This window comes from Streptomyces sp. NBC_00086 (genome assembly GCF_026343255.1).
GTDB lineage: Bacteria > Actinomycetota > Actinomycetes > Streptomycetales > Streptomycetaceae > Streptomyces.
In genome coordinates this window covers 2,726,820-2,738,446 of the sequence record NZ_JAPELZ010000001.1, presented here as the reverse complement: position 1 = coordinate 2,738,446, position 11,627 = coordinate 2,726,820, and the positions used below count along the sequence as shown (strand labels likewise).

Here is an 11,627-nt window from a genome sequence, read left to right as displayed (position 1 = left end):
ATGAGCGACACCCCGGCGGACAGCGTCGTCCGCACGTACATCGACACCCACCGCGCGGCCTTCCTCGACGACCTCGCCGACTGGCTGCGCATCCCCTCGGTCTCGGCCCAGCCCGAGCACGCGGATGACGTACGGCGCAGCGCGGACTGGCTGGCCGCGAAGCTCAAGGAGACCGGTTTCCCGGTCACCGAGGTCTGGCAGACGGAAGGCGCCCCCGCCGTCTTCGCCGAATGGCCGAGCGAGGACCCCGCCGCCCCCACCGTCCTCGTCTACGGGCACCACGACGTGCAGCCCGCCGCCCTCGCGGACGGCTGGCACACCGACCCGTTCGAGCCGGTGATCAAGGACGGCCGGATGTACGGTCGCGGCGCCGCCGACGACAAGGGCCAGGTCTTCTTCCACACCCTCGGCGTCCGGGCCCACCTCGCCGCGACCGGCGCGTCCGCCCCCGCCGTGAACCTCAAGCTGATCATCGAGGGCGAGGAGGAGTCGGGTTCCCCGCACTTCCGCGCCCTCGTGGAGCGCGAGGCGGCCCGCCTCGCCGCCGACGTCGTGATCGTCTCCGACACCGGCATGTGGTCCGAGACCACGCCCACCGTCTGCACCGGCATGCGCGGTGTCGCCGACTGCGAGATCGACCTGTTCGGCCCCGACCAGGACATCCACTCGGGTGCCTTCGGCGGCGCCGTGCCGAATCCGGCCACCGTCGCCGCCCGCCTCGTCGCGGCCCTGCACGACGAGGACGAGCGGGTCACGATCCCCGGCTTCTACGACAACATCGCCGAGCTCACGGACGCGGAGCGGGCGCTGATCGCCGAGCTCCCCTTCGACGAGAGCGAGTGGCTCCGTACGGCCAAGTCGTACGCGGCCTCGGGCGAGGCCGGCTACTCCACGCTGGAGCGCGTCTGGGCCCGCCCGACCGCCGAGGTCAACGGCATCGGCGGCGGCTACCAGGGACCCGGCGGCAAGACCATCGTGCCCGCCTCCGCGCACCTGAAGCTGTCATTCCGCCTGGTCTCCGGGCAGGATCCGTACGAGGTCGAGACGGCCGTCACGGCCTGGGTCGCGGAGCGCGTCCCGGCCGGAATCCGGCACGCCATCACCTTCGGCGCCCCGACCCGGCCGTGCCTGACCCCGCTGGACCACCCGGCGCTGCAGTCGGTCGTTCGGGCCATGAGCAGGGCCTTCGGCCAGAAGGTCCGCTTCACCCGCGAAGGCGGCTCGGGGCCGGCGGCCGACCTCCAGGACGTGCTGAACGCCCCCGTCCTCTTCCTCGGGATCTCCGTACCCTCCGACGGCTGGCACTCGCCGAACGAGAAGGTCGAGCTCGCCCTGCTCACCAAGGGCGTCGAGACGGCCGCCTACCTCTGGGGCGACCTGGCCGCCCACTGGAAGCCGGCGTCCGCTTGACGACGCCACGCGCCACACGCGCCACATAAGCCCCACGCGTCACCGCACACCCGTCCGTCCTGCTGAGCCTGCCTGTGTCCCACCACCGGGGGAGTTGGAAGTACCTGTGAGCACCCATACCGAGTCCGAGCGTCCGATCTCGCTGGCCGCGCCCAGTGGAATCGACCGCGCCGCGCACCACCGCCTCGACGAGGCGTGGCTCGCCGCGGCGTGGAGCCACCCCAGCACCCGCGTCTTCGTGGTCTCGGGCGGCCAGGTCCTGATCGACGACACCCCCGACGGCGGCACCGCGATCGTGATGACCCCGGCCTTCGAGGCCCCGGTCACCGAGACCCACCGGTACTTCCTGGGGACCGACGAGGACGGCGTACGGTACTTCGCGCTGCAGAAGGACTCGCTGCCCGGCCGGATGGACCAGTCGGCCCGCCCGGCCGGCCTGCGCGAGGCCGGAATGCTGCTCTCCGCGCGGGACGCCGGGCTGATGGTGCACGCGGTGGCGCTGGAGAACTGGCAGCGCATGCACCGCTTCTGCTCCCGCTGCGGCGAGCGCACGGTGGTCGCCGCGGCCGGGCACATCCGCCGCTGCCCGGGCTGCGGGGCCGAGCACTACCCGCGCACCGACCCGGCCGTGATCATGCTGGTCACGGACGACCAGGACCGCGCGCTGCTGGGCCGCCAGGTGCACTGGCCCGAGGGCCGCTTCTCCACCCTCGCGGGGTTCGTGGAGCCGGGCGAGTCGATCGAGCAGTCGGTCATCCGCGAGGTGTGGGAGGAAGCGGGCGTCAAGGTCGGCGAGGTCGACTACATCGCCAGCCAGCCCTGGCCGTTCCCGTACAGCTTGATGCTGGGCTTCACGGCGCGCGCCGTCACCTTCGACATCGAGGTCGACGGGGACGAGATCCAGGAGGCCCGCTGGTTCTCCCGCGACGACCTGCGCACGGCGATCGAGTCCGGCGAGGTCCTCCCGCCGGCGGGCATCTCCATCGCGGCCCGCCTGGTCGAGCTCTGGTACGGCAAGCCGCTCCCGAAGCCGGTCGCCGCGAGCGCCTGACCCGCGCCGCCACCCCCGCACACGTACGAAGGCCCCCGCTCCGGCGGGGGCCTTCGCCGGTCTACGCCTGCCCGCCCTGGCCGGACCCGTCGGACAGCCGGTCGGACAGCCGGTCGAGGCGGGCCCGCTGGGCTTCGGTCAGCCGGAGGTCTTCCGCGGCGAGGTTCTCCTCCAGGTGGGCGATCCGGGACGTGCCCGGGATCGGGAGGACGACCGGCGAGTGCCCGAGCAGCCAGGCGAGCGCGACCTGCGTGGGAGTGGCTCCGGCCTCGGCCGCGACGGCGGCGATCTCGGCCGTCGCCCCGGACTGCCCCCAGGCGACGGTGGCCCAGGGCAGGAACGCGATGCCCGCCGCCTCGCAGGCCGCGAGCACGGGCTCGTGCCGGCGGTCGAGCAGGTTGTACCGGTTCTGCACGCTCGCGATGCCGGTGATCTCCCGGGCCGCGGCGAGTTCGCCGACGCTGACCTCCGACAGCCCGATCCGGCCGATCTTGCCCTCGGTCCGCAGGTCCCGCAGCGTGCCGATCTGGTCGGCGAGGGGCGTCCGCGGATCGATGCGGTGCAGCTGGAGCAGCTCGATCCGCTCGACGCGCAGCCGGCGCAGCGCCTGCTCGACCTGCTCGCGCAGCGCGGCTGGCCGCGCGTCCTGCGTCCACTCGCCCGACGGGACGGACCGGGCGATGCCGACCTTGGTGGTGACGAGAACCTCGTCCGGACAGGGGTGCAGGGCCTCGGCCAGCAGCTCCTCGTTGGCGCCCCAGCCGTACATGTAGGCGGTGTCGATCAGCGTGACGCCCAGCTCGACGGCCCGCCGGGCCACCGCGAGCGAACCCTCGCGGCCCGGACCCGGATCCGTGGCCAAGCGCATGGCCCCGAAACCGAGCCTGCGCACCTCCAGATCCCCACCGATGCGAAACACGGTCGCGGTCACGTGTTGCTCCCTCCCCCATGGTCAAAGGGGAACGCTAACAGGCCGGTTGACCCGCCCCCGGGAACGCAGAAGCCCCCGCCTCGGCGGGGGCTTTCCGTGCGTGGTGCTCAGCACATCAGACGGCGAGGGCCTGCTTGACCTGGGCCAGGCTCGGGTTCGTCATGACCGACTCGCTGCCCGCGGCGGAGGTGACGAGGACGGTGGGAACCGTCTGGTTGCCGCCGTTCGCCTTCTCCACGAACGCGGCGGACTCGGGGTCGAGCTCGATGTTGATCTCGGTGTAAGCGATGCCTTCCCGGTCCATCTGGCTCTTCAGCCGACGGCAGTAGCCGCACCAGGTCGTGCTGTACATCGTGACCGTTCCCGCGTCCTGCATGCTGCGCTCTCCATTCGTGGGTGCTCGTTGGCCCGATCGGCCCGAGTGGTTGAACGTACGGGACCGCGCACCCATTCCCGGCGGGCGCCCGCCCCGCTCGGGCCTTCGCCCCGCTCCGCCCTCGCTCCGCTCCGCCCCGCTCCGGTACGACCATGATCCTGTCGGACGAGCCCGGGCGGCCTGTGGACGGATTTCCCGGCCTCCCCACGAGACCTGGCAGCATGGCGGGGTGACATCAGCAACGCACTCCTCATCCTTCACGCCCGGCGCCGACTCGGCCGACGCGGTGCTCCTGGGCCTGGACCCGGAGCAGCGCGAGGTCGCGACGACCCTGCGCGGGCCGGTGTGCGTGCTCGCGGGCGCCGGTACGGGCAAGACCCGGGCGATCACCCACCGCATCGCCTACGGGGTCCGTTCCGGCCAGCTGATGCCGGCGAGCGTGCTGGCCGTCACGTTCACCAACCGGGCCGCCGGCGAGATGCGCGGCCGCCTGCGCGAGCTGGGCGCGGGCGGGGTGCAGGCGCGGACCTTCCACTCCGCCGCCCTGCGCCAGCTCCAGTACTTCTGGCCCAAGGCGGTCGGCGGCGACGTGCCCCGGCTGCTGGAGCGCAAGATCCAGTTCGTCGCCGAGGCGGGCGCCCGCTGCCGCATCCGCCTCGACCGGGGCGAGCTGCGCGATGTCACCGGCGAGATCGAGTGGGCGAAGGTCACCCAGACGGTGCCCGCCGACTACCCGGCGGCCGCCCGCAAGTCCGGCCGCGAGGCCCCCCGGGACCTGGCCGAGATCGCCCAGATCTACGGGACGTACGAGCAGCTCAAGCGCGACCGCGGCATGATCGACTTCGAGGACGTGCTGCTCCTCACCGTCGGCATCCTGCAGGACCGCCACGACATCGCCGAGCAGATCCGCACCCAGTACCAGCACTTCGTCGTCGACGAGTACCAGGACGTCAGCCCGCTCCAGCAGCGGCTGCTGGACCTCTGGCTCGGCGAGCGCGACACCCTCTGCGTGGTCGGCGACGCCAGCCAGACGATCTACTCCTTCACCGGCGCCACCCCCGACCACCTGCTGAACTTCCGCACCAAGTACCCGCAGGCCACCGTGGTCAAGCTGGTCCGCGACTACCGCTCCACCCCCCAGGTGGTCCACCTCGCCAACGGTCTCCTCGCCCAGGCCAAGGGCCGCGCCGCCGAGCACCGCCTGGAGCTGGTCTCCCAGCGCGAGACCGGACCCGACCCGGTCTACGCCGAGTACCCCGACGAGCCCGCCGAGGCCGAGGGCATCGCCCACCGGATCCGGGACCTCGTCGCGGCCGGCGTTCCGGCGGGCGAGATCGCCGTGCTCTACCGCATCAACGCCCAGTCCGAGGTCTACGAGCAGGCCCTGGCCGACGCCGGAGTCCCCTACCAGCTGCGCGGGGCCGAGCGCTTCTTCGAGCGCGCCGAGGTGCAGAAGGCGATCCTCGCCCTGCGCGGAGCCGCCCGCTCCGGCGGCAACGACCGGCTGCTCGACGACGTCGTGGAGCTCGGCTCCCAGGTCCGGGCCGTGCTCAGCTCCACCGGCTGGACCAGCGCTCCGCCCGCCGGCTCCGGCGCCGTCCGAGACCAGTGGGAATCGCTGGCCGCGCTGGTCCGGCTCGCCGAGGACTTCGCCCGCAGCCGGCCGACCGCGACCCTCGCCGACCTCACGGTCGAGCTGGACGAGCGCAAGGCCGCCCAGCACGCCCCGACCGTCCAGGGCGTCACCCTCGCCTCCCTGCACGCGGCGAAGGGCCTGGAGTGGGACGCCGTGTTCCTCGTGGGCCTGACCGACGGCATGATGCCGATCACCTATGCGAAGACGGACGAGCAGGTCGAGGAGGAGCGCCGACTGCTCTACGTCGGCGTCACCCGGGCCCGGCACCACCTGACGCTCTCCTGGGCCCTCTCCCGGACTCCGGGCGGCCGCGGGTCCCGACGCCCCAGCCGCTTCCTGAACGGCCTGAGGCCGGGCTCCCTGGCGCCGGGAAGCAGGCCGGGCGGTCCGGTCGAGCCCGGGGCCCGCAAGCGGGGCCGCCGCGGCCCGGCCGTGTGCCGGGTCTGCCGCAAGACCCTGACCGACGCCGGCGAGCTGAAACTGATGCGCTGCGAGGACTGCCCCTCGGACATGGACGAAGGGCTCTACGAGCGGCTGCGCGACTGGCGCGCCGTCCAGGCGAAGGAGCAGGGCATGCCCGGCTACTGCGTCTTCACCGACAAGACGCTGATGGCCATCGCGGAGGCCGCACCCTCGCAGGAGGGAGAGCTCTCGATGATCTCCGGCGTGGGCGCCCGGAAGCTGGAACGGTACGGAGCCGATGTGCTGGCCATCTGTGCAGGTGGGGAGCCCGGGACGGAAGATCCTGACGACGCGTAGAAACTCGTCGGAAAAATAGTTTGCACATGCCCAGCGAAGCCCCATAGGTTCTTAGCAACGGAAACGGTGGCTTCTCCGAAGCCCCCGATTCGTGCTGTACTTATCCGAATACGCATGGGACCAGGCCTCCGGGCCGAGTCCCCGAGACGCCGAGAGGAGGCGAGACCAGTGACCAGCTTCATCACCACCACCAAAATGACCGATCGCTCGGTTGCCGCTTCCTGCACGCTCGGCTCCTCCACGCTCCTCGCCCTCACGGGTACCGCTCTGCCGGGTACCGGTCTGTCCGCCATTTGCGCTGACAGCCCCGTCCTGCCCGCCGCACTGCCGGTCAGTGAGCGCAATGAGCGACGGACCAAGGCACCGGTGGCAGTACTGGCAGCAGAAGCCCAGGCGCATGGCGCCTATGCCTTTGCGGCCGCAGCCGGTGCCGCCAGTGCCGGATTCAAGACGCAGCAGACGAAGCAGACGAAGAAGCAGCACCACCTGATGTGGGCCTACCGCGGGCTCGAACCCTGGAGTGATCCAGTCTGATCTGACGATCAGACCGGCGCCTTCAGGGCCGCGGAACCCCACCCGGGATCCGCGGCCCTTCTGTTTGTCCCCGAACAGGGGACGACGGACCGAAGGGGCGAGGTACCCCAGCCGCCCCCGGCCGACCGGCCGGAACGACTAGACGAACAAGACGAGGAAGAAACCACCGTGCAACTCGAAGCGCACGCCCCGTCCGTACCGAAGACCCAGACCCTCTCCCCGCCCGCAGTAGTCCCGGAGGACTCCACCTTGACTCCCCTCACCGCGCTCACCGCGCTCGACGACGCCATCGAGAACCTCGGCGTGCCCGTCGCCTGTCGCACCTACGACCCCGAGGTCTTCTTCGCCGAGTCCCCGGCCGACGTCGAGTACGCGAAGTCCCTCTGCGGCACCTGCCCGCTGGTCGAGGCCTGCCTCGCCGGTGCGCTGGAGCGCCGCGAGCCCTGGGGTGTCTGGGGAGGCGAGCTCTTCGTCCAGGGTGTCGTCGTCGCCCGGAAGCGTCCCCGTGGCCGTCCGCGCAAGAACCCGGTTGTCGCGGCATGACCGCCAACGGAACCATCGACCGCCCCCTGACGCACGACCCCCTGAAGCAGGCCCTCATGTCCCCCCACGCCACCACGAGCGAGCAGCCGCACGGCTCCGCCACCGCAGACTTCATCACCGCCGGCGCGATCACCTCGCGTCAGAACAGGACCCGCGAAATGCAACTCATCCCAGAAGCCATGGCTCGTGCCCATATGGACGACCGCATGCGTGAGGTCGACGCCGAGCGTCGCGCCGTGCGCCTGGTCGCCGCGCGGCGCATGCAGCGCCGAGCCGAGCGCGTCTCGCTGCGCGCCCGGCGCGCGCTGGCCATGGCCGTCATGCACTAAGACAGAGCCGGAGAAGGCTCTGAGGAAACCACCGGGGGGACCGGCCCGAACGGGCCGGTCCCCCCGGTGCGTTGCGGACCGCCCGCCGGCTCCCGCGGGGATATCGTCTGGAGGTGGACCAGCCGACTCCCCACCCGGCACCGCCGGGAACCGAGGCCCCGCCCGTCGTCTGCGCGCGCTGCGGCGCCCAGTCCCCGGCCGGCGCCCCGCCCACCTGGACCTGCTCCGTCGAGAACGGGACCAGACAGTACTTCTGCGTCGACTGCGCGCGTGCGAACCTCCGCGCCATCGAAGGCCGCCTCGACTCCGCCTGGTGGTGAGCGCCCGCCCGGGACCGCCCGCCCGGCTCAGCCCTCGTCGGGCAGGAACCCCGGCAGCCAGGAGTCGAGTTCCTCGCGCAGCCTGACCGTGGCACCGAGCTGGCACAGCACCCCGATGGTGCTCAGCGTCACCCGGTGGATCAGCAGGTAGGAGGGCGGCAGATTGATCTGCCGGCCCAACTGGTGCGCGGGGGAGCGGGGGTCGGCGATCCGCGCGGCCTGCCCGCGCAGCCAGGTCCGCGTGAAGGTGAAGTCCTCGGCCTCGGCCGGTTCGAGCATCGGCCTCAGATAGTCGAGCAACGCGTCGGCCTCCAGCTCGATGGACTCGCGCACGAAGCCCTCCGCGCGCAGGTGCCCGTAGACCCCCTCGGCATCGTCGTCCAGCGCCATCCGCAGCGACCGGCCGATGGGCTTGGGCCAGCCGCCGGGCAGCCGGTCGACCGTCCCGAAGTCCAGTACGCCCAGCCGCGTCCGGCCGTCCGCCCCGGAGACCAGCCTGAAGTTGCCGGGGTGCGGATCGGCGTGCAGCAGCCCGGTGCGCGCGGGGCCGGAGAAGAGGAACCGGGCCAGCAGCTGTCCGGCGCGGTCGCGCTCCTCGGGGGTGCCGTCGGCTATCACCTCCGACAGCGGGGTCCCCTCGATCCACTCGGTCACCAGCACCTGGTCGCCCTGGTGCACCACGTCCGGCACGAGCACGTCCTCGTCGCCGTCGAAGGCGTCCGCGTGCGTCCGCTGCGCCTCGGCCTCCAGCTCGTAGTCCAGCTCCTCCGAGACCCGGTCGCGCAGCTCCTTGATCAAGGGCTTGATGTCCATGCCCGGGATCAGCGGCCCCAGCAGCCCCGCGAACCGGCTCAGCTGCTTCAGGTCCGACAGCAGGGCCTCGCCGGCCCCCGGGTACTGGACCTTGACCGCCACCTGGCGGCCGTCGTGCCAGACAGCCCGGTGCACCTGCCCGATCGAGGCGGCCGCGGCGGGCTTGTCCTCGAACTCCTCGAACAGCTCCCGCCAGTCCGCGCCGAGCCGCTCCGACAACACCTGGTGCACGGTGGCCGCGGGCAGCGGCGGGGCAGCCTCCTGCAGCTTCGTCAGCGCCGCCCGGTAGGGCCCGGCGACTTCCTCGGGCAGTGCCGACTCGAAGACCGAGAGCGCCTGACCGAACTTCATGGCGCCCCCCTTCAGCTCTCCCAGTACCCGGAACAGCTGCTCGGCGGTCCGCTGCTGGAGCTCACGCGCCACTATCTCCGCCGACTTGCCGCCGATCCGCTTGCCGAGCCCCCAGGTGGCCCGGCCCGCTATGCCGAGCGGCAGCGCGGCCAGCTTGACGGTACGGGTGACCGCCTTCCGGGGAAGATCAGACATGAGCCCCTCCAATTCCCAGACAGCTGAGCCGCGAGCGGCGTTCGGGGGAGTCCCCCGAAGTCCTTCCCGGCCAAAGGCATCCTGTCATGACCCCCCGCGCCCACCCCGTCCGAGTCTCCCGCCCGGAACCCGGCGGGAATCCACCGCGGGCAGACGACGTCCGCACCCAGGGGACGGCACGGCGGTGGAGCGGTCCGCGCAATCCCGGTGGAAGGGGCGGGGGACGGCCCGGGGGACGGCCCGGGGGATGGCGGGGCGGGTCGCTTCGAGGCGGGAACCGCGATGGCAGCGGGCCGGGCACCACCTCGCGCGGTTCGGCGAGGTCGTCGAGGAGGGGACCGCCGTGCCTCCCCAACACCCCCCTCACGCCCCCACCTCCTGCTCCGCCGGGACCCCGGCCGCCGCGCACGGGCAGTCGGGGTGCGGATGGACCGGAGTGGACTGCCAGTCGAGGGTCGGGAGGGAGGCCTCCCAGCGGGTGGCGGTGGAGGCGGGGAGTTCGCCGTCGAGGAACGACAGGGCGTGGGCGGCGGCCAGACCGGCCACGGCGGTGGAGAGGCCCAGGTCGCAGGCGGCGGCGGCCCGGCGGCGGTGGGCCGAGCGCCACTGGACCAGCATGCGCGGCCAGGCCGGGTCCCGCTCGATCCGGTCGCGCTCCATACAGCCGGCGCACGCCGTGGCTCCGGGGAGGACCAGCGGTCCCACCAGGCCGGTCCCCTCCAGCACCCCCGCGTACAGGTGCGGGGTGCCGGTGCTGACCCAGTCGGCCGCCGTCTCCGGATCGGGGGCCCAGGACTGCAGCCCGTCCCGGGGCGCGACCACCACCAGGGCCAGCCCCGGCTCCGGTCCCTCGCTCTCCCCGGTCCGCGGCCCGCGCCCGGGGGCGGCGTCGCGGACCGCGGCCCGCGCGGCTTCGGCGCGCAGCCGCCCGACGCTGCCGGGGCCCAGGCCGCCCGGCGCCACGTCCGCCGGCTGCGCGCGGCCCCCGTCGAGCACCTCGACCCGGCCGATGCCCGCTCCCGCCAGGACCGAGGCGATCACCGCGCCCACGCGGCCGCTCCCGCGCACTTGAACCCGTATCACCCGGCGGGCGGCGACCCCCTGTAAGTCCCCACCCGGCCGGGGGCGGACCAAGGACAGCGACCCCAGGTCCGGGCCGAGCCGCTCAAGGGCCTCCGGGCGGTCCCGCACCGCCTGGGCGCGGGGGCCGCCCGCCGTGGCGTCGTCGAGCAGCCCGGCCGCCGCCAGCCTGCGCACCACCTCGTCGACCCGGCCGTCCGGGAGCCCCATCCCCTTGCCCTCCGACCGGAGCAATTCCATGCCCCGCGTCCCGTCGATCAGCTCCAGGAGCGCGCCCGTCGCCGTGTCCACCGGGCCGAGCACCACCGCGTGGGCGGGCGTCACGCCGAATTGCACCGTCTGCAGATCGCGCCAGGCCCGGGCCAGTGCCGGCTTCACCTTCGGATACATCGCGGTTCTCCCTCGATTCGCGCTTCGATTCGCGCGCCGCATTCCCCTGGGTCCGCCGGGTCCGGTCAGTCCCTCGGGTCCGCGTCGCTTTCCGCAAGATTGCCCGGCCGGCGAAAGACCTGCGCAAGTTTGTCCACAGGTGAGGGGTATTAGGTATATGAAATGAATGATCGGGGCTCTTTGGGGCGCCCGTGCCGCCGACTGCGCATCGGTTCGTGTTCGACCCCGAGCGGGGCGGGACTTCCGCCGTGGCGAGCGGGTACCGTCGTGGCGTGTCAGCCGATCCACCGCAGCGCGCCGTCGAAGTCCGCCGGAGCGCGCGCCGCCGAAGGACCGTATCCGCCTATCGCGAGGGCGATCGTACGGTCGTCCTCATCCCTGCCCGGATGTCCGAGGCCGAAGAGCAGCGCTGGGTGGGCGTCATGCTCGACAAGCTGGCGGCGCAGGAGAGCAAGCGCACCCTCGGGGACGCGGAACTCGCCGAGCGCGCCGAGCGTTTGTCCGAGCAGTACTTCGGCGGCCGCGCCCGCCCCCGTACGGTCCGCTGGGTCACCAATCAGAACACCCGCTGGGGCTCCTGCACCCCGGCCGAAGGCAGCATCCGGCTCTCCCACCGCATCCAGGGGATGCCGGAGTACGTCGTCGACTACGTGCTGCTGCACGAGCTGGCGCACCTCCTCGTGCCCGGCCACGGCCCCAGCTTCTGGGAACTCCTGGAGGCGTACCCGCGCACCGAGCGGGCACGCGGGTACCTCGAAGGTGTCGTCGCCGCCGAACGCCTTCCGAAAGTCCCCGCCGCCCGCGAGGAATGATCAGCATTTGTCCGCTATATACCCGTCATGTCACGCCTCGTGATATGTACCGGGTCGGTACCGACTTGGCCGGATGTCCGGGGATGCCGTTAGCCTG

At 72.5% G+C, this 11,627-nt stretch carries 12 protein-coding genes; 8 read left to right on the top strand and 4 right to left on the bottom strand.

Annotated features, from left to right (window positions below; all coding sequences use genetic code 11):
• Positions 1-1,410, top strand: coding sequence for a dipeptidase (locus OG276_RS12015; RefSeq protein ID WP_266904735.1), 1,410 nt, complete (start codon positions 1-3; stop codon positions 1,408-1,410).
• Positions 1,411-1,516: 106 nt separating this feature from the next.
• Complete coding sequence (gene nudC, locus OG276_RS12010) at positions 1,517-2,461, top strand: NAD(+) diphosphatase (RefSeq protein ID WP_266904732.1); 945 nt, start codon at positions 1,517-1,519, stop codon at positions 2,459-2,461.
• 61 nt (positions 2,462-2,522) lie between these two features.
• Here the strand turns inward: nudC and OG276_RS12005 are convergent, their stop codons facing one another.
• On the bottom strand, positions 2,523-3,392 hold the full coding sequence (locus tag OG276_RS12005) for an aldo/keto reductase (protein ID WP_266904730.1): 870 nt from the start codon (positions 3,390-3,392) through the stop codon (positions 2,523-2,525).
• A gap of 115 nt (positions 3,393-3,507) precedes the next feature.
• Complete coding sequence (locus tag OG276_RS12000; protein ID WP_266904728.1) at positions 3,508-3,768, bottom strand: mycoredoxin; 261 nt, start codon at positions 3,766-3,768, stop codon at positions 3,508-3,510.
• Between the two features lie 229 nt (positions 3,769-3,997).
• Between OG276_RS12000 and OG276_RS11995 the strand changes: the two genes are divergently transcribed.
• The 5 genes from OG276_RS11995 to OG276_RS11975 all read left to right on the top strand — a co-directional run bounded on the left by OG276_RS11995 (position 3,998) and on the right by OG276_RS11975 (position 7,889).
• Entirely contained in the window at positions 3,998-6,163 is a 2,166-nt protein-coding gene (locus tag OG276_RS11995) for an ATP-dependent DNA helicase UvrD2 (protein WP_266904726.1), read from the top strand.
• A gap of 168 nt (positions 6,164-6,331) precedes the next feature.
• Complete coding sequence (locus tag OG276_RS11990) at positions 6,332-6,697, top strand: hypothetical protein (protein ID WP_266904724.1); 366 nt, start codon at positions 6,332-6,334, stop codon at positions 6,695-6,697.
• Positions 6,698-6,865: 168 nt separating this feature from the next.
• A complete protein-coding gene (locus tag OG276_RS11985; RefSeq protein WP_266881030.1) occupies positions 6,866-7,240 on the top strand; it encodes a WhiB family transcriptional regulator in 375 nt (124 codons plus the stop codon).
• Positions 7,237-7,569: a hypothetical protein gene (locus OG276_RS11980; protein WP_254384046.1), complete on the top strand. Its 333-nt coding sequence runs from the start codon at positions 7,237-7,239 to the stop codon at positions 7,567-7,569. Before OG276_RS11985 ends, OG276_RS11980 begins: the two co-directional genes overlap by 4 nt.
• A 113-nt stretch (positions 7,570-7,682) precedes the next feature.
• On the top strand, positions 7,683-7,889 hold the full coding sequence (locus OG276_RS11975) for a hypothetical protein (protein WP_243336061.1): 207 nt from the start codon (positions 7,683-7,685) through the stop codon (positions 7,887-7,889).
• 27 nt (positions 7,890-7,916) lie between these two features.
• On the opposite strand, the gene OG276_RS11970 is transcribed toward OG276_RS11975, so the two are convergent.
• Entirely contained in the window at positions 7,917-9,248 is a 1,332-nt protein-coding gene (locus OG276_RS11970; RefSeq protein WP_266904719.1) for an AarF/ABC1/UbiB kinase family protein, read from the bottom strand.
• Positions 9,249-9,611: 363 nt separating this feature from the next.
• Positions 9,612-10,718, bottom strand: a complete 1,107-nt coding sequence (locus OG276_RS11965; RefSeq protein ID WP_266904717.1) for a TOMM precursor leader peptide-binding protein — start codon at positions 10,716-10,718, stop codon at positions 9,612-9,614.
• A gap of 248 nt (positions 10,719-10,966) precedes the next feature.
• Between OG276_RS11965 and OG276_RS11960 the strand changes: the two genes are divergently transcribed.
• Positions 10,967-11,530, top strand: coding sequence for a M48 family metallopeptidase (locus tag OG276_RS11960; RefSeq protein ID WP_266912722.1), 564 nt, complete (start codon positions 10,967-10,969; stop codon positions 11,528-11,530).
• Positions 11,531-11,627: the final 97 nt, after the last annotated feature.